Origin of the sequence: Allolucifera butyrica, assembly GCF_900476375.1 — a bacterium.
Taxonomy (GTDB): domain Bacteria; phylum Bacillota; class Negativicutes; order Sporomusales; family UPPP01; genus Lucifera; species Lucifera butyrica.
This window is the reverse complement of the sequence record NZ_UPPP01000056.1, coordinates 26,208-44,815: the sequence shown is the minus strand read 5'-3', so window position 1 is coordinate 44,815 and position 18,608 is coordinate 26,208. Positions and strand designations below refer to the sequence as shown.

Below are 18,608 nucleotides of genomic sequence, written 5' to 3'. Positions count from 1 at the left end.
TTTGCAATTTTAGTTGACCAGGTTTTATTACCAGGTACTAATTGATTCATATTATACTATAACCGAATTGCAAATTCAAGTTTTTAAATCATGTATACACAGGACCAGGAGGTTTTTTATGAACCCGGAATTGGAAGAAAAATTGTCCCATCTGCCGGAACGGCCGGGAGTTTATTTGATGAAGGACAGCCAGGGTAAAATCATTTATGTTGGTAAGGCAGTCGTTTTAAAAAACCGGGTCCGTTCCTATTTTCAGTCCAGCCGCAATCACTCGCCGAAGGTACAGTCCATGGTAAGCCGGATTGCGGATCTGGAATATATTATTACGGCTTCGGAGATGGAAGCCTTAATCCTCGAATGTAATTTAATCAAAAAGTATCATCCGAAATACAACATCAGTCTGCGGGATGATAAGAGTTATCCCTATATCAAGGTTACGGTGCAGGAGAATTACCCCCGGGTGTATATTACCCGCAAGGTGCAGAAGGACGGTTCCCGTTATTTCGGTCCTTATACCAGCGCCGGCGCTGTGCACGAAACGCTGCGCCTGCTGAAACGGTTGTTTCCCCTGCGCAGCTGCCGCAGTCTGGATGTGCCGCGCCCCTGTCTGCAATATCATATTAAACGCTGTTTAGCGCCTTGTACCGGTAAGGTGGACGTCGCGGACTACGGTGAAATGATCCGGTCGGTGTGCCTGTTTTTGGAAGGGCGCAGCGATGCGGTAGCGAAAGACCTGCGCCGGCATATGGAAAAAGCGGCGATGGAACTGGATTTTGAAACGGCGGCGCGGCTTAGGGACCAACTGCTGGCGGTGGAAAAGATAACGGAGAAGCAAAATATTGTTACCGGCAGCGGCGATCAGGATGCGTTGGGGTTAGCCAGGTCTGCGCTGGGAACTTGCGTGCAGGTGTTTTTTATTCGCAGCGGCAAAATGATCGGCCGGGAGCATTTTCTCCTGGCTAATGGAGAGGGCGAGGAGGATAGCGAAGTACTGGCCGCGTTTATAAAACAGTATTATAGTCAGGCTGCTTTTGTACCTCGCGAAGTACTGCTGCCCGCAGCCCTGCCGGAGCAGGAACTGTTGGCAGCCTGGCTGAGTGGCCGGAAAGGCGGCCGGGTAAGTCTGGAAACACCGAAACGGGGTACCAAAAAGGATATTGTGAACATGGCTGCCGGCAATGCCGCCATTGTCCTGGAGGAACAGGCGGCCCGCCTGGAGAACCGGACGGAACAGACCGAAGGCGCCGTGGTGCAACTGGGAGAGTACCTGGGATTAGTCAAGCCGCCGGAACGGATGGAGTGCTTTGATATATCCCATATACAGGGGGCGGAAACGGTGGCTTCCATGGTGGTATTTGAGGGGGGGCTGCCGCGTAAGGACGATTATCGCCGTTATAAACTGCGGACGGTGGAGGGAAAACCGGACGATTTCCGCTCCATGCAGGAAGTGTTGAGCCGGCGTTATGGCGGGGCCGACGGGCTTCCCGACTTGATTGTCATTGACGGCGGCAAGGGGCAGCTTAGCGCGGCCCTGGAAATTATCCGCGGCCTGGGTATCACGGTACCGGTCGTCGGGCTGGCCAAAGAGTTTGAACATATCTTCCGGGAGGGAGAAAGTGATCCCGTAATTCTGCCGCGTCATTCCCCGGCGTTATATTTGATGCAGCGTATCCGGGACGAGGCGCACCGCTTTGCGATTACCTATCACCGCAAGCTCCGTTCGAAGCGGAATATGGTTTCGGTCCTGGACCACATTGCCGGTATCGGTGAAAAACGGCGCAAAGCGTTATGGAATCATTTCGGCAACCTGGCCGCGATCAAAGCGGCGCCGGTGGAGGAACTGGCGCGGGTGGAAGGAATGACCAAGCCCGCCGCCGAGGCGGTATACGCTTTTTTTCGGCGATAGAGCCTGCTTAAAAAGCGCGCCTAGTATCCACATCTTTTTAAGCAGGCTCGAGATAAGAAAGTTACATGGTTTTCCAAGTATGAAACCGCGACGGACGGCCATACTATGTGTGTAAGGGTTCGTAATGGTCGAGCCAAGATTGGCATCGGATATCAATGGTGTTCGGTGTCAGTCGGCCAAAGATTTATGCCGGATCGAAAGGTTCGGTATGAGTCGGCGGGCAGATTGCCATATGTCTTGTAAGGCTGTGCGGTAGCCCAACTGTTGCCGTATGGTCGAAAGGGATGTATGGTAGTCGAGCTAAGACTGCCAGGGGTGCTGGAGATGGTTCCCCGAAAACTGTAAGATGGGTCTATTGCAGTCTGGCGATTGCAGTAGGTTCGGCAGGGATTCCTGGCAGTCGAGCAAAGGTCGGTGCCGGTTGTGTAATGCTTGTGTGCAGTCGAAAGATTGTATATAGGTATGTAATGATCGGTATTGGCTGTAGCGTAGATCATTACGGGCTTTTCCCAACGATTTTCAGGCGTCTGGTCGGTCTGTACCGGCCAGACGCTTTTATATTTTTGCCCAATCTCCCCCCAAAAAACCAATAACCAACATCCAATATCCAATATCCGCTAGTGTGTTGCCGAACCCCGTGTGAGCGGGTTTTTTAGATATGCCATCTTATGATATAATATAAAAACAGATGTCTATCTGCAATTTTATATGGAGGTGTTTGTTTTGAAAGGCTGGATCATTGTTGGAATTGTGGTAGTACTTTTGGTTGTGACAGGAATTGGCGGCTATAACAGTCTGGTTTCCCTAAACGAAAATATAAACGGGCGATGGGCGCAGGTCGAAAACCAACTGCAGCGCAGAGCTGATTTAATACCGAATTTGGTAAACACGGTAAAAGGGTATGCCAGTCACGAACAGACTGCGATTAAGGAAGTTGCCGATGCCAGGGCTAAACTGGCCGGTGCTCAGGGGCCGGCGGCAAAGGCGGAGGCGAATAATAACCTGAATGGCGCGTTAAGCCGTTTGCTGGTGATTGCCGAGAATTATCCGAATTTAAAAGCGGACCAAAATTTCCGGGCTTTGCAGGATGAATTAGCCGGTACGGAAAATCGTCTGGCCGTAGCCAGAAAAGATTATAATGACGCCGTTCAAATTTACAATGCTAAAATTCAGTCGTTCCCCACTGTAATTTACGCCAGAATGCTTGGTTACGGACCGAGGGAATATTTTAAGGCCGCCGAAGGGGCGAAAGCGGTTCCCAAGGTTCAGTTTTAACATCGCAAAAAAGTAAGAATACCGCCACCAGCGCGGCATTCATTCTTGCTATTGTGGAGGCGAATTGTAAGCGGATAAGAGAGGGAGCGCCATGAAGAAAAAATTAGTCTGGCTGTTGCTGGCAGTATATGTTCTGCTGGGAACGGCCACAGTTTGGGCTCAGGCTTCAATTCCACCGGCGCCGTCAAGCAGTATTTATGTTCAGGACTATGCCGGGGCACTTAGCGCCGAAACCAAAGACCGCATCAATCAATTGGGAAGCCAATTGGCGGAAAGGACCAAGGCGCAGGTGGTTGTCGTTACTACCCCGTCACTGGAGGGAACACCGCCCGAGGAATACGCGCTGGGAATATTGCGCCAATGGGGTGTAGGCGATAAAAAACTCAATAACGGGGTTGTCATGCTGGTTGCGGTCAATGACCGGCAGTCCCGGATTGAGGTGGGCTACGGTCTTGAGGGAGCCCTGCCGGATGCGAAAACCGGCCGGTTGCAGGATGAGTATATGATTCCTTATTTTCAACGCGGTGATTATGACCGGGGAATCTTAAACGGCTATTATGCTTTGGTCAATGTTGTGGCTAAAGAATATAATGTGGAATTGAAAACCGATGCCAGAACGGTACAACACCGGACAGTCCATTCCCAATCCTTGTGGGACCGCCTTCCCTGGTGGGCGCAAATCGGCATGTTTGCCGGCTTGCTGCTGCTGTTTGTTATAGATTGGCTGTTTTTCGGCGGTTCCATCACCTATTTGCTGCTTGCTCTTTTGTTCCGCCGCGGCGGAGGAGGAGGCGGCGGCTACGGTGGTGGCGGCGGTTATGGCGGCGGTTCCGGCGGCGGCGGCGGCTCGGACCGGAAGTGGTAAGAAACCAAGAACAGCTAAAAATCACGGTTAAAGCCGTGATTTTTTTTGTGGCATTTTTGCGTCCTGAGCCCTGCGTTACGAGCTGAAAGACCGCGCGTTAGCGCGGTCTTTCTTATCATCAGGTCTGCCCCTGGAAGTAGAACGTTAAGGTTACGGCGCTGGCGGCGTTGACGGCGGCGTAATAAACACGGGAGTATTTTAAGAAAATGGAGGGCACTAACGTATCTACCGTGCCGGCATCAATCGTAATCACGGCGCCGTTATTTTGCCAGGTCGTACCGTCCGGGCTAAGCTGGAGCTGCGCCGTCGCCTGCCCGCTGCTGGTCGTACTGTTGACGATGCCGAAAGAGTAATCGCGGATACTGAGGACATTGAAATCCTGGGTGGGAGCGCCCGTAGTTTCGGTGATGCCCGATTGCGTAAAGGATACGTCCGTCGTGGCCAGGGTCGACAACACGGCCAAACCCGTGCTGGTGATTAAAAGGCCGTCTGCCGGCGGTGTAATAGCCAGGCCGGTAGAGGTAATGGACAGGCCATCTGCCGGCGGTGTAATAGCCAGGCCGGTGGAGGTAATGGACAGGCCATCTGCCGGCGGCGTGATGGCCAGGCCGGTGGAAGTAATGGATAAACCATCTGCCGGCGGCGTAATGGACAGACCCGCTGCCGGTGGTGTAATAGCCAAACCGGTGGAGGTGATGGATAAACCATCCGTTGGCGGTGTAATAGCCAGGCCGGTGGAAGTAATGGACAGACCGGCTGTCGGCGGTGTAATGGCCAAACCGGAGGAAGTGATGGATAAACCATCTGTCGGCGGCGTAATGGACAGACCGGATGTCGGTGGTGTAATGGCCAGACCGGTGGAGGTGATGCCCAGATTCCCGGTCGCATCCGTGCTAAGGGCTACGTCGGATGAACCGTAAACTTTAATTCTCGCTTGATCGGCCTGGTCTTGAATAATTTTATAGTTCGGCAAATGAGGTTCCCCCTTTAATTTGATATAATTTTGGGCTCATTACATAATATGGGGAAGGTCGTTGAGGTGTGTCGGCAAAAAGGAAATTATGTCACCAGTGCGTAAGGGCCGGTTTCGGGTCCAGAATGGAGAGATACTGAGCTTTGGATCCGTAACGTCCCTGCGGGTCCAACTGCCGGTAACGCAAATATTTATAGACCTTGTCTTCCGGTTTGGCCCAGCCGAGATGCTGCAGGCGAATGTTACTGTTAAAAGGATATCTGACGGGAACGTTGCAGGGAAAGCGGCCGCAATGCTGGGGTGTCTCCCGCCAGCGGTAGGCATAATCCGGTTGGTAGCGCACCATGAAAGTCCGGTGCTGTTTGTGAGCAAACCAGTTACTGTCATCCCGGTAATGGGTTTCATTCCACATATCATAGAGACGGAACTGAATGGTATCGGCATAAGGATTGGCGGCAAGGACGGGCATTTGTGAAATAATTGTATCTTCAAACCGCTCGTCGGCATCCAACAGCAAGACCCAATCCGGCCGGCCGGCGGTTGCTAGTTGCCAAAGCTGCTTTCGCAAAACAATCTCGTTGGCAAAACCGGAGACGGAATTGCTTACAATTGTATGGGGCGTACCATTAAGAATCTGTTTGCAGAGCAAAACAGTGTCGTCGTCACTGGCGTCATCCAGGATGACAACATGGCCGGCATATTGAACGGCCTGCCGGAGCACGGCAGGCAAATAGCGCCCGGATTCATTCCGTACAAGCATGCCCAGAGTCAGACTGCCCTTTGCTGGATGGTAAGCGGGAAAATGGCGCCATTTATATTCGTGCAGCGAAGCGAGTTCGGATTCCCGGTAGATATGGAAGGGCGGATACCGGGTATCGGCATAGAGCGTAAAGCCTAAAGCGGCTGCCCGGACGCAGAAATGACGGTCTTCACCCACTAATCCCAAATTGTAGATTTCGCGAAAAGCGACACCGGCTTCTATTGCTTTGCGGCTAATGAGCGTGCAGGCGCCGAGACCGCCTACTTTATACGTTCCCGGCGTCTGCAGCATCTGCCAGAATTCCTGCTGCCGGGCTTCTTTCTGTTCCGGCGTCAGTGTTTCATTCCGTTCCCGGAAGTAATAAAACTCGTATTGGCCCCATAGCCAAACCTGGGGAAGGGGTGGTGCGCCGGGAGTCCATTTTGTCCAAAAAACTTCGGAAACGATGTCTTTGCCCAGACTGACCAAATGCTGAAGAGTATCAGGCTGGAGGACCAGGTCGGAATCAAGCAGCAGGATATAATCACAGTTCCTTGCCAAGGCCAGCGCCATAAGCCGGTCTTTATACTCCGCTACTTTCCACATTAAATTTTCCCGCCAGTAATGGGTGGTTTCGTCGCAGACGTAATCCGCTGCCGGCTTTCCCGGCAGGATATGGGCTGAACCGCCGTGCTGTTTGGCAAAGCCGGTCAGAAGGGCGCTCGGCTCATTATGGTCGTCAATAAAGGCATATTCGATTGACAATCCGGCGGTATTTAACTGTTCCAAAGCCCGGAGAAATTCCTGCAAAATGGCAGGAGTCTGCCGCACCGGGCTGGCCAGCATTACTTTGATCATAGGCTGCTCCTTTCTTTAGGGGGAAGTTCAGAAAGGGTTTTAGGATCAGAAGAATCGAGGCGGCTGAGAATTTCCAGCCCGGCTATTGCGGTATGGCGGATTTTAGCGGTCAGGCAGACCGGCTTGTAGGCGGGATGATTGTTGCATAAAAGCAATATGCCGTGGATTTCCGCCGCTACCAGGGTCAGATACCGCCATTCCGGCGGCAGGGAAGCACCGCCGGGAACAGGTAAGCCGGATTTCCGGTCAAGGCAGGCGGCGGCAGAGGTGGCGCCGGCTGAGAAACGGAGGATGCTCAACAGCCAGTTAGCCCAGACAAGCCGGGGATTTGCAAGCGGTTCTTCCGGTTCACCGGGATAAGACGAGGCCAATTCCTCCCAATTGATTTGTACTGATTCCTGCCGGTTTAAAAACAGAAATTGTTCGAGTACGTACGGGGAACGGGGCTGCTCTTGCCAGGCCAGGAGAAACCAGTTTGCCGCCTGCGGCCAGTCTTCCAGGGCCAGACAAAGGTTGCCGCAGAGTGTGGCTATATAGTGGCGGGGAACCGTGTCGGCGCCTTGCCTGGCGGCAGTGGCAAAGTCAGCCAGGGCTGCCGGGGCGTCGTTTGAAGCGGCGGCGAGTAATCCCCGGAAAAAAAACAGGTTGGCATTTTCCGGATTCGACCGAAGTGCGTCAGCCAGCAAACGGGACAATTCCTCCCATTTTTTGTTTTGATATAAACAGAAAAGAAGAGCGTAGAGCGCAGGGGCGCCAAACCCTTCGGTGCCATGCATATGGGACAGGGATTGATGCAGCAGGTTTTCAGCCTGGTTAAAGTCCTCCGCCTGCATGTATTCTGCGGCCAAACTATACAGGAGAAACGGGTCGGACGGGGCGGAGGCCAGGGCGGACTTCAGGAGAGTGATATTGCGGGCCTGCTTTTCCTTACGTTGAATTACGGCGGCAAGGTAACCGCGGTGAAGGATGGTTGCTTGGGATACGGCAAGGCCCTGGCCATGATTGGTATCCTGGATGGAACCGGCAACTTGTTCATGAATGGCGCCGGTGAAGCGGTAGGCCGGTTTATTGCGGAACAGGCGTACGGCCTGGTCCGCAACATAAGTGTGTCCGTCAGCGATGAAATTTCTAATCGGAATATAAAATCCTTCCACTCCCGGTTGCCGGATTTCCTGCAGCAGGATGGCCGGTGAACCTGGGGCAAGAGTTTCGTCGGCGTCCAGCACAAGCAGCCAGTTTCCGCTCGCCTGGGCGAGGGAAAAATTCCGCGCCGCGGCAAAATCTCCCTGCCAGGGGCAGGAAAAGACGGTAGCACCGAAGGAACGGGCCAATTCGACGGTCTGGTCGGTGGAGCCGGTATCGACCAGAATGATTTCATTGACCAGACCCTTCACGCTGTCAAGACAGGCGGCTAAGGTATCGGTTTCATTTTTAACGATCATGCACAGGCTGATTCCGGTTGTCATGATGACCACAACTCCTTGGGCAGACCTGTCTGTTCTGCCAGTTTGCCTTCACAGCGGTTGCGCCGGTCATCCCAGTAAGCCGCCAGCGCAGCCGGACCGGTTCGTGTACGTTCCGTTAAAGCAAGGATACAGTTGTGAGACAATTGGGTTAGACCGCCGGCGGACGGCAAAACAGCGGAACAGCGCAGACAATGTTCCAGAATGGAGAGGAGAGAGGCGATAATTTCCGGTTCCCGGGCCGGTTCAGGATATAAATACTGGGTTTGGCCGGTATAGAAATCCAGCAGACAAAGCAGCACCCAGGCCGTGCTGCGACAGGCGGGGGACCGCCAAAGCGCCAGGGCAGCCTGTCTGGCTTCGTCCCAATTTTGACAGAGCAGGCAGGCGAGCGTATACTCGGCCGGCAGGGGCGCACCGGAGGAAGCCGGGCTAAGGCGGTTATACATTGCTACCACATCCAGGGCGCGTCCGCTGTAGAGAAGATAGACGGGAAGCTTTCCCGCAGCGTCTTCACCGGCTTTTTGACTGCATAACACGGCCGCTTCCGCTTCGCCGGCGGCGAAGAAAAATTCAGCCAGGGCACGGGCCCATTCCGGTCTGGCCAAATAGCCGCCCGAATGCAAGAGCGATAACATTTCAGCCGGCGGATAGCGCCGCAATAACAGGGAACACAGAGGGTACAGCGGATAATAAAAGGAAGGATTTTGCGTTAAGGCCTGCCGGTAGGTGGCGAGGGCGGCGGAAAAATCCTGCATTTTTTCCCGGCAATAGCCGAGATGGTAACTTGCCAGGAAGCTCTCCGTTCCCACGGCATGCACAAAAACCGGGGCCGGCGGTCCGCTGTCCAAAGCGGCCTGAAACCAGCGGCAGGCCGCTTCGTATTCCTGCATCTGTTCCAGGGTGAGCCCGCCTTCAAAATAAATATCGGCATAGGAAGGGTATTCGGCCGCAGCTTGCAGTGTTTGCGCCAACGCTTCCGCCAGCTTTCCCGTCATACGCAGGCAGTAAATGATATGGCGGGCGGCGCTGGCGCGAAAGGTAATGTTTGTTTCCGTCAAACTGCCGTAAACTTGGCGCAAGCCTGGCAGTGCCCGGTCAAAGTGGTTCCAGGCCAGCCATTCCAGGGAGATATAATAGCGGTAATGGAGCTGTTCCGGCTGTTTGGTTAACTCCTGCTGCAGCAAGAGGAGGTTGCGGTGCCGCTTCCGGTTCCGTTCCTTGCTGCCGGAGGCAGCGTGATGGATTAAAGGAAAGGGGGCCAGCATAACGGCTTCTTGATTGGGCCAGGGGATTTGTTCATGGATCTTGCCCCGGAAACGGTAGCAGGGCAGGTTGCGGAAAAGGCGCAAGACAATGCAGGTATCGGCAGAGGACTCTTTGGCCGACGCCTGGCAATAAATTGGCAGGAAAAAGGCTTCCCGTTCCGGATACCGGGCAATCAGCTGCTGCAAAGTTCCCCGGGAAGAGTCGAGCCGCTCATCGGCATCGAGAGACAAAATCCAATCGCCCGTACACTGCTCAATGGCATAATTGCGGGCGGCGCTGAAATCATTTTCCCAGGGAAAGGAATAGATTTTATCCGTATATTGGCGGGCAATGCCGATGGTTTCATCGGTCGAGCCCGTATCGACGATGATGATTTCTCCGACCAGATGCCGGACGTTGTTTAGACAGGCTGCCAGATGCTTTGCCTCATTCCGGACAATCATCGCCAGACTGATCATGGGGACCACCACGCTGTATCATCTCTGCTCTGCGCCACCCGGAACATCTCCAGTTGAGGGTATTTATGGGTTAGCGTTTGCAGCAGATTATTCCGCAGTTGTTCATATAACCGGATTAATTTGATATAATATCTAGGCATTTTCGGTTCCAGCCGAATACACTGCTGGTAGCAAAGAATGGTTTCTTCCGGCCGGTCTTGTTCCGTCAGCGCGGTGGCCAGATGTTCCAGGGTTTCGGCATCTTCGCTAAAACGGGCTGAGTACTGCCGGAGGTAGTGTTCGGCCAGGGCGGGAAAGCCGAATCGTAAATAAAGTTTTCCGGCGGTGCCGCTGAAGGTTTCCATTATTTCCGGATTGAGGCTGCCCAGCAGGGATTCGGCTTTCGCCGCTTCGTCCAGGCTGAGGGTGCGCTTTAAAATATCAGCCAGTAAAGCGGTTCCATCCTCCCCCAGGGTAACCGGTTTGGGATTTTTTTTCGTCAAAGAGTCCCGGAGCAGACCGACAACGGCGGCGGTATCCGCCGATAATCCCAAAGACAGCAAATCATTGGCCAGCAACCGGACCTGCCGGCGGTTTCCCTGCAGCCAAAAACAGAACAACTGATTGAGTTTGGCCAGGGGAAATAAAGGATGACCGGGCTCGAACGTTTCGATAATCCGGAGGGCTTCAAAAAAACGTCTGTTTTGGATGAGACAGATGGCTTTACTCAAGGATGTTTCCGGCGCCAACGGCTGATGGACTGTGCCCTGGTCGAGAAACTCCAGCGCCAACCCATAGGCGGCCTGGGAAAATAAAATTTGCGCCATAAACAGATTGGCTGAAGGCGTCGAAACGTCGCATAACTGAAACAGGGCTGTTTTCGTATAAGCGGGTTCTTTTACGGGATCCAGAATGGCAATTATTTTTTCGAGCGCCGTGGTGAACCGGGGATTGTCGCGCAGCGCGGCAATGTAAAAGTGAAGGGCTTCTTCCGGGTTGCAAAACAGTTCGGCCAGCTGGCCGAGCATACAATAGGCGCGGAAGCCGCGGGTGCCGGCAAAGGGAGCGTAATGCACGGCTTGTTCCGGCATGGTGACGGCCAGGTTGAAAGCCTGAAAGGAACGGTCATATTCTTTGCGTTCATAATGGAGCAAGCCCTGATAATAATAGAGATCGGCATAGTCGGGAAATACGGGGATCGCTGTTTTCAGGATGTTAAGCGCTTCCTCTGTTTTTTTGGCTGCGTGATAGGCTAAAACAATATAACGCAGCAGTTTGGGCAGATAAATGGTTTGCGGATCGATGCCGTTGGCGGCCCGGATGAGTTCTGCCGCCGCCTCCTCATAACGGCCGTCCCGAAAGAGTTCTACGCCGTAATGATAGCGCAGCAAACGATTTTCCGGATCCTGGCCAACTTCCTGTTCAATGAGTTGCAGGTTTCGCGCCTTTTTATCCTTGTCTTCGATTTGGCTGTCGAGATAGCCATAATGCAGGATAATGACATTTTCAGCCCGCTGATAGCGGGCCTGTTTATTCTTTTCTAAAATTACGTCGACAATTTGTTCGTGAATGGCGCCGTGAAACCGGTAATCCGGCCGGTTGCGGAACAGGCGGAAGACCAGGTCGGGGCAGGTATCCTGCCAGCCTTCATTGCCCAGAAAATTTACGATTTTGAGAAAGTAGCCTTCCACATCCTCGGCTTCCATTGCTTGTTTTAAAAAATTTATACTACCGGGAGCAAGTTCTTCATCGGCATCAAGAAAAAGGATCCAGTCGCCGCCGGCAAGACTGAGGGAAGCGTTCCGGGCGTCGCTAAAGTTATTGTTCCAGAGGAATGATGTGATTTTGGCCCCAAAACTGCGGGCGATTTCCAGGGTGTTATCGGCGGAGCCCGTATCGACAATGATGATTTCATCTACGGCGCCGCTTACACTGGACAAGCACCGGGCAAGGTTTTTCTCCTCATTTTTGACGATCATACATAAACTCAACATAGATTTTGCTCTCCATAATAAAGTATAGTTTTGTTATAATATATGACCGGTCAGGAGCATTGTGTTCTTTCAAACGATGCGGTAACTTAGACTATTGTATTTTGCTAAGAATACGTTTATAATAAATTGTAAGCGTTATTACATAAAAAGGAGTGTTGCTTGATGGCTAAGTATGTATGTACAGTTTGTGGTTATGTATATGATGAGGGAGAAGGCGACCTTGCCAACGGAGTGGAACCGGGCACCAGATTTGAGGATGTTCCGGAAGACTGGGTTTGTCCCGTCTGCGGGGTTAATAAAGACCAGTTTGAAAAGCAGGATTAGCTTAATAAAGACCGCTGGTGAGGTCTCTTGGTTCGTGGCGCAGGGCGCGGGAAATCAGCCCGAAAGCATTTCGTTTTTTAACCTTCTGGGATATACTTCTTAATACAAAAAAACCTCCGGCCGGGCCGGAGGGTTTTTTATTATATACAAGATGATCTTTTGCCTGGATTACCGCTCCAAACTGTGTTCCAGACGACTTGCCCGCGTCCTGCGCTCTGCGCCAAGAGCCGAAAACCGCCCGTCGGCGGTTTTCAATGCTCAACCTTGGTCATATGGGGCAGCCAGCCGCGTTCCAGCATTAACTCCAGCAAGCGGTAACTCCAGTCTAGCGCCGAATCCAGTTGTTCGCGATAAACTAACGCAATATTGAGTTGATAACTCTGATGCAACGTGCTGAGTAAAACCAATTGCGATGCCCGGCCCATATTGGACAGAGAAAGGGCGATTTCTTTGTCGGATATACGGACGTCACGGGGAATATCCAGCGCTTCATTATGCAATTCCCGGTGGGAGAAGGACAGTTCCGGCAGAGCGACGCCGCCCTTTTGCAATAGATTTTCCGCTTCTTCCACCACCGGCAGCGTCTGGTCATCAATGGCGGCAAGAATCAAATTTTTAAGGTCCGGGTCCTGGGCATGATTGTACATGACCTCCAGGAGAGCAATGTTGTTTCTTCCCTGGGATATGATTCCGTAAAGGCCGGCTGCTTCGAAGTAATTAAGCGGTTCTTTGTCAAAAAAAAGATTGAATATGTTACGGGTTTCCGCATTTACTTTGTCAAGAATACTCATGACTGTATTTCGCCTCCTGGTTTGAAATATAGATTACATGAGTTAGATTAACCGGAAAAGGAAAACTCATACGTTCCCATTTTTCGTAGTCTGCTGTCATTCGACAATAATTCTCCTGCAAAAGATAAACTGAGTGGATTTTAAACTAAATATAAACTCATTATTTACTTAGTGGCTATATATTGGGAGAATTTATTGTCGCCATAAGTTCAGGGTGCGAAATGTGGGTTCATAAGCAGGAGTTTGCCGGCTAACTGCGAATCATACAAGCATTCAAGTCGTTGGAGGATATAGATTATGCAACCTGTTTTTCAAGTATTGTCTACCGATTGGGGATATATGGCTGCCGTGTGGTCGGAACGGGGCTTATGGGAGCTTAGTTTTCCCCGGCCGCAAACGGAACAGGCCCTGGCTGATTTAAACAGTTTTGCCGCTGGGCCCGTTTCTCCGGTAGATGAACGGGGCCAGGAACTGCGGCGCGAATTGAATATTTATTTTCGCGGTTTCCCGGTTTCCTTTACTGTGCCGGTCGACTGGCGGGGTTATACGGCGTTTCAGGCGGCGGTGCTTAAATATACGGCGCAAATTCCTTACGGTCAAAGCCGGAATTACGGTGAAACCGCCGCTGCTGCCGGATCTCCCCGCGGGGCGCGGGCAGCCGGCGGCGCTCTGCACAGTAACCGTACACCCATCGTGGTTCCCTGCCACCGGGTAGTGGGTTCCAATGGCAGTCTGACCGGTTTTGGCGGTGGCCTGGAAATGAAAAAGGCATTGCTTTTATTGGAAAAAATATTGCCATAATTTTGTCCAACAGGCTATAATATATAAATGAATTCTTTAACACCCAATAATCAGGGGAGGCATTGGACTGTGTGTGGCATGTTACTGCGCATTATCATTAATGCCGTAGTATTATTTATCGTGATTGGAAAATTACCGGGAATTTTTGTAGATACCTTGGGAGGAGCCCTTCTGGGTGTGCTGATTGTCGGGTTAGCCAATGGTATAATCAGGCCGCTGTTGATTTACGCCGAGATTCCTTTTAATTTCCTGACCCTGGGAAGTTTAACTTTGTTAACTAACTTGCTGGCTTTGTTTATGGTAGTGAAAACGCTGCCGGGATTTGAAGTTTCCAGCCTGATGGCTCCCGCCGCCGGAATTTTACTGATGACGGTTTGTAGTTTTACCTTATCAAGGATGATTCAGGACCGTTAGAAATTTTCAATATAAGTAAAGGAATTGGCCGGATTGGAATAGGTGGCCGAGGCTTGGCGGAAGCCAAGTCTTTTCTTACTGTTAGGCGGACAAGCACAAGTTTTTGGTTTTTCGTATCCCATCTTTTTCCGATTACCAATTACCGAAAAAACGCGCTCGCGGTTTTTCTGAGGAGGAGTATTTATGTCGATTCGTTTAATTGCTGTTGACTTGGATGATACACTTTTAAATGCTGCTGTCGGTATTTCACCGCATACCCAGGACGTAATCCGGCAAGCTGTTGCCAAGGGGATTGCCGTAACGGTGGCCACGGGGAGGATGCATTGTTCGGCGTTGCCTTATGCGCAGCAGCTGGGACTGGACGTGCCATTGATTACCTATAATGGAGCGATGATTCGCCGCAGTCTGTCGGGAGAAACTTTACTGCACGTACCCATTGAACAGGAGATAGCAAGGGAAGTGCTGTCCTTGTTTCGTTCCCGCGGCTGGTACATTCAGACTTACACCCAGGACAAACTGTATGTTGCCGAAATTAATGCCAAGGCGCGTTATTATGAGAACCTTGCCGGGGTTAAGGCCATACCTGTCGGGGATGAGCTGTATACAATGAGCGAGTTGCCAACCAAAATGCTGGCTATGGCCGAGCCGGAGGAAATCAGCCGTATCCAGCATGTCATGCAAGGATTGTTTGGTGACCGGTTAAGCATGGCCACCTCCAAGCCGAATTATTTAGAGATGGTTGCTCCCGGAGTGAACAAAGGAAAGTCGCTGGCATTTCTTGCGGCAATGCTGAACATTCCCCGGGAAGAAGTCATGGCGATTGGGGATTCCCATAATGATCTGGACATGATCCAGTATGCCGGCTGGGGCGTAGCAATGGGCAATGCCGCCGATAAGGTAAAAGCCGCAGCCCGCCTGGTAACCCGGAGTAATGAGGAAGACGGCGTAGCCGAGGCTATTGAGCGGTACGCGTTGCAAGACTGCCGGTAATCGGACGTTGGGTGTTGGATATTGGAATTTGGACGTTGGATATTGGGAAATGGGTAAGACGGATGAGGCTAGGTACTAAAAGTAATCTAGAAGGGTTTCGGCCAGTAAAAACGAACAGCGGCTTAGGAAATGGACAGGACCATTTCCTGAGCCGCTTTACTATATCTTGTTCCTTTACCCACGAATTCTTCTCCATCGACCCACCCCCAATCTCCAATTTCCAAAATCCAATTTCCAATTTTGTGTCAAAAAAAGTAGGAATAAGCAGGATTATGAACGGGCTATTTCGAATGTTTTAACCAGCGACAACACTTGGCAAGAACACCCATAAGGGGATAAATAGGAGATTGGTATGGATGAGCAACTAAAAGTTTTGATCATTGATGATGATGATGTCGATCGAATGACTGTTAAACGGTTTTTACAGTCTGCGACGCTGCATGTGGCAGTTACGGAAGCGTCAGATGGGGTATCCGGCATTACTCAATTGCAAGGGCAAAATTTTGATTGTGTTTTTCTCGATTATCAGCTGCCCCGGGAAGATGGCGCAGCGGTATTGCAATCCATACGGGCTGCCGGAATTCAAACGCCGGTAGTGGTACTGACCGGGCATGGTGATGAACAGACGGCGGTGGCGATGATGAAAGCCGGAGCCACGGATTATTTGGTTAAAGCGAAGCTGAATGCCGCAACCTTGGAAAAATGTTTGTCCAGTGCCATGCGCATTTACCGGGCGGAATTTCAAACGGCCCAGGCTCTTAGTGATTTAAGCCGCAGCACGGCCCGCTTGCAGGCGATTATTAACCATATGCTGGAGGGACTCATTATTATTGACGGCAGCGGCTGTATCGAGTCGATGAACCGGGCGGCGGAAGCGATGTTTGATCTGACACCGGATGCCGGAACGGGAGACAGTTTGAGCCGCTTCATACCGGCTATTGATTTTCAGCAAATACAACAGCAGGCGGTGGCGGGCGGCAGTCTGGAAATGGAGGGCCGGCGGACGGATAATACCGTGTTTCCGCTGGAGTTTTCCTGTGCGGAAATGTCTTTTGATGAGCAGCAGTTATTTATTTGTATGGCCCGGGATATTAGTGAACGCAAGCAAGCCGAGTCCATGATCCGCTATTTGGCTTATCATGACGCATTGACGGATTTGCCAAACAAAACATTGTTTCTGGACCGGCTGAATATGGCGGTTCATCATGCTCACCGGGACGGAAATTCACTGGCTGTCATCGTAGCGGCGTTAGACCGTCTGAATATGGTGAATGATACGCTGGGGCATAGCGTAGGTGACAGGATGCTGCAAATTGTGGCCGGAAAAATGCTGGAATGCATTCCTGAGGGGGCCACGGTTTCCCGGGTGGGTGGCGGCGAATTTGCCGTGCTGTTGCCGGTGATTAATCAATCGGAAGATGCGGTCCGCGTTATTCAGGCAATGATTCGTCAGTTCGAGGCGCCCTTTACGTTGGAAGAGTATCAGTTATACATTACATTTAGCTTTGGTATTGCGGTCTATCCTCTGGATGGTCAAAGCGGCGGAACGCTCCTCAAAAATGCCGACGCCGCTATGTACAGGACCCGGGAACAAGGCGGCAATCATTATCAGTTTTACACTTATACGATGAATGATAAAATTTTAAATAGCATGGTTATGGAAACAAAAATGCGTGCCGCCCTGGAAAACGATGAGTTTATTCTTCATTATCAGCCGCAGGTCAATGTCCGGAAAGGAAAAGTTGTGGGCATGGAAGCACTTGTGCGGTGGGATTCACCGGAGGATGGCTTGATTCTGCCACAGGATTTTATCCCGTTGGCTGAGGAAACCGGCCTTATTATTCCGTTGGGGGAATGGGTGCTGCGTACGGCTTGCAGCCAAAACCGGGCCTGGCAGTCGGCCGGTTATCCTCCCATGGATATTTCGGTAAATCTGTCCGCCCGTCAGTTCCGGCAGGCCAGGCTGGTGGATATGGTGGAGCGGGTACTAAGGGAGACGGGCCTTGATCCCCGCTATTTAGTACTGGAAATTACGGAAAGTGTTGCTTTACAAGACGTGGATTTTACGGTTGCCACCTTACAGTCCCTGCGGGCTATGGGAATTAAGATTGCCATGGATGACTTTGGCACCGGTTTTTCCTCGTTGAGCTATTTGAAACGTCTGCCTATTGATATTTTGAAGATTGACCGTTCCTTCATGCGGGATGTGGTCCACAGCCCGCAAGATGCCGCCATTGTCAGCACAATTATTTCGCTGGCCCATAATCTTAATTTGAAATTGATTGCCGAAGGAGTGGAATCCGAGGCCCAGGCCCGGTTTCTGGAAAAGAAACAATGCGAGGAAATTCAAGGTTATTTATTTAGCAAGCCCCTGCCGCTGCCGGAAGTCGAATTCTTTCTGCGCCGGTTTCGTTTGTAAGCATAGGTTCTTAGAGCAACGGTCGCTTTACCAGGGGGCCGTTGTTTTTTGCTTCCTTACCCCTGCTTACGACAAAATGACCCTTCTGCCAGGGTGGACACACCCAATGATTGCAGACGGGTTTTCCCGCGCTCTGAGCCCTGCGCCTTGAGCCGAAAGACCGCTTTCCGCGGTCTTTCTTTGGCATATCTTCGCTTTTTTTGCCATATATTTAGGCAGATTGTTGGAAAAGGAAATACTGAAGAGACCCAAATGCATATTGACATTACGGCGCCCAAACCGGCCTACTGGGTCTTTTTGCTTTTTTGCATCGTTTGCCATATAATTGTTATATAATACCATGGTAAGGTAGGGGAGGAATTTATTTTGAAATTTGTGGCTGATTTACATGTTCATACGATTGCCAGCGGCCACGCATACAGCACGGTTTTAGAAGTGGCCCGCGCCGCTGCCGATAAAGGGTTGGAACTGATTGCCCTGACTGACCATGGACCTTCCATGCCGGGAGGGCCGCATCCGTATCACTTTGGCAATTTAGCCGCTATTCCCGCAGAGCTGTTTGGCGTGCGGATTTTAAAAGGCGTGGAAGCTAACGTGATCGACCGGGAAGGGACGCTGGATTTGGAAGATACCCGGTTGGCAAAGCTGGATATTGTACTGGCCGGGTTGCATACGGTTTGTTCACCCTATGGGACGGTGGCGGAAAATACCTTGATGATGATCAATGCCATGAAAAATCCCTGGGTAGATATTATTGTTCATCCGGGAAATCCGGAATATCCCGTTGATGAAGAGGCGGTTGTCAAGGCGGCGGTTGAGCAGGATGTCGTTATTGAAATCAATAACAGTTCATTGACCGTATCCCGCAAAGGCAGCCGGCCGCACTGCGATCATATTGCCGCGTTAGCCAAGGCCTACGGGGCTAAAATTATGTTGGGATCCGACAGTCACCTGGCTTTATCGGTGGGAAACTTTGGTGAGGCGGTCGAACTATTGTATAACCATGATATCGGACCGGAGCAGGTTATCAATACATCCGTTGACAGGATTTATGAGCATCTAAACAGGCGGCACCGGAACCGAAACTAAA

At 51.5% G+C, this 18,608-nt stretch carries 15 protein-coding genes; 9 read left to right on the top strand and 6 right to left on the bottom strand.

Going from position 1 to position 18,608, the window contains the following annotated elements; translation table 11 throughout:
* The first annotated feature begins 118 nt into the window (after positions 1 to 118).
* The 3 genes from uvrC (at position 119) to LUCIF_RS03390 (ending at position 4,046) form a co-directional block, all read left to right on the top strand.
* Positions 119 to 1,906: an excinuclease ABC subunit UvrC gene (gene uvrC, locus LUCIF_RS03405; protein WP_122626473.1), complete on the top strand. Its 1,788-nt coding sequence runs from the start codon at positions 119 to 121 to the stop codon at positions 1,904 to 1,906.
* A gap of 723 nt (positions 1,907 to 2,629) precedes the next feature.
* Positions 2,630 to 3,181, top strand: a complete 552-nt coding sequence (locus tag LUCIF_RS03395) for a LemA family protein (protein ID WP_322353399.1) — start codon at positions 2,630 to 2,632, stop codon at positions 3,179 to 3,181.
* Between the two features lie 91 nt (positions 3,182 to 3,272).
* Positions 3,273 to 4,046: a TPM domain-containing protein gene (locus LUCIF_RS03390; RefSeq protein ID WP_122626471.1), complete on the top strand. Its 774-nt coding sequence runs from the start codon at positions 3,273 to 3,275 to the stop codon at positions 4,044 to 4,046.
* Positions 4,047 to 4,164: 118 nt separating this feature from the next.
* On the opposite strand, the gene LUCIF_RS03385 is transcribed toward LUCIF_RS03390, so the two are convergent.
* The 5 genes from LUCIF_RS03385 to LUCIF_RS03365 all read right to left on the bottom strand — a co-directional run bounded on the left by LUCIF_RS03385 (position 4,165) and on the right by LUCIF_RS03365 (position 11,779).
* On the bottom strand, positions 4,165 to 5,019 hold the full coding sequence (locus LUCIF_RS03385; protein WP_122626470.1) for a DUF6385 domain-containing protein: 855 nt from the start codon (positions 5,017 to 5,019) through the stop codon (positions 4,165 to 4,167).
* A gap of 91 nt (positions 5,020 to 5,110) precedes the next feature.
* Positions 5,111 to 6,616, bottom strand: a complete 1,506-nt coding sequence (locus LUCIF_RS03380; protein ID WP_122626469.1) for a glycosyltransferase — start codon at positions 6,614 to 6,616, stop codon at positions 5,111 to 5,113.
* Positions 6,613 to 8,082, bottom strand: a complete 1,470-nt coding sequence (locus LUCIF_RS03375) for a tetratricopeptide repeat-containing glycosyltransferase family 2 protein (protein ID WP_122626468.1) — start codon at positions 8,080 to 8,082, stop codon at positions 6,613 to 6,615. Before LUCIF_RS03375 ends, LUCIF_RS03380 begins: the two co-directional genes overlap by 4 nt.
* The gene (locus LUCIF_RS03370; RefSeq protein ID WP_207856919.1) at positions 8,079 to 9,818 is read right to left on the bottom strand and encodes a tetratricopeptide repeat-containing glycosyltransferase family 2 protein; all 1,740 of its coding nucleotides are present in this window, start codon (positions 9,816 to 9,818) and stop codon (positions 8,079 to 8,081) included. Before LUCIF_RS03370 ends, LUCIF_RS03375 begins: the two co-directional genes overlap by 4 nt.
* The gene (locus LUCIF_RS03365; protein ID WP_122626466.1) at positions 9,803 to 11,779 is read right to left on the bottom strand and encodes a TPR domain-containing glycosyltransferase; all 1,977 of its coding nucleotides are present in this window, start codon (positions 11,777 to 11,779) and stop codon (positions 9,803 to 9,805) included. Before LUCIF_RS03365 ends, LUCIF_RS03370 begins: the two co-directional genes overlap by 16 nt.
* Before the next feature lie 162 nt (positions 11,780 to 11,941).
* On the opposite strand from LUCIF_RS03365, the gene rd reads away from it, so the two are divergent.
* Complete coding sequence (rd, locus tag LUCIF_RS03360) at positions 11,942 to 12,103, top strand: rubredoxin (RefSeq protein WP_122626465.1); 162 nt, start codon at positions 11,942 to 11,944, stop codon at positions 12,101 to 12,103.
* Positions 12,104 to 12,354: 251 nt separating this feature from the next.
* On the opposite strand, the gene LUCIF_RS03350 is transcribed toward rd, so the two are convergent.
* Entirely contained in the window at positions 12,355 to 12,894 is a 540-nt protein-coding gene (locus LUCIF_RS03350; protein WP_122626463.1) for a DUF3231 family protein, read from the bottom strand.
* A 297-nt stretch (positions 12,895 to 13,191) separates the two neighbouring features.
* Between LUCIF_RS03350 and LUCIF_RS03345 the strand changes: the two genes are divergently transcribed.
* The 5 genes from LUCIF_RS03345 to LUCIF_RS03325 all read left to right on the top strand — a co-directional run bounded on the left by LUCIF_RS03345 (position 13,192) and on the right by LUCIF_RS03325 (position 18,607).
* A complete protein-coding gene (locus LUCIF_RS03345) occupies positions 13,192 to 13,695 on the top strand; it encodes a methylated-DNA--[protein]-cysteine S-methyltransferase (protein WP_122626462.1) in 504 nt (167 codons plus the stop codon).
* Between the two features lie 78 nt (positions 13,696 to 13,773).
* Positions 13,774 to 14,109 carry a phage holin family protein gene (locus tag LUCIF_RS03340; protein ID WP_243638681.1) on the top strand — a complete coding sequence of 112 codons (336 nt, stop codon included), beginning with the start codon at positions 13,774 to 13,776 and terminating at the stop codon, positions 14,107 to 14,109.
* A gap of 183 nt (positions 14,110 to 14,292) precedes the next feature.
* Positions 14,293 to 15,099, top strand: coding sequence for a Cof-type HAD-IIB family hydrolase (locus tag LUCIF_RS03335; RefSeq protein ID WP_122626460.1), 807 nt, complete (start codon positions 14,293 to 14,295; stop codon positions 15,097 to 15,099).
* A gap of 352 nt (positions 15,100 to 15,451) precedes the next feature.
* The gene (locus tag LUCIF_RS03330) at positions 15,452 to 17,518 is read left to right on the top strand and encodes an EAL domain-containing response regulator (RefSeq protein WP_122626459.1); all 2,067 of its coding nucleotides are present in this window, start codon (positions 15,452 to 15,454) and stop codon (positions 17,516 to 17,518) included.
* A gap of 375 nt (positions 17,519 to 17,893) precedes the next feature.
* Positions 17,894 to 18,607: a phosphatase gene (locus tag LUCIF_RS03325; protein WP_243638679.1), complete on the top strand. Its 714-nt coding sequence runs from the start codon at positions 17,894 to 17,896 to the stop codon at positions 18,605 to 18,607.
* Position 18,608: the final 1 nt, after the last annotated feature.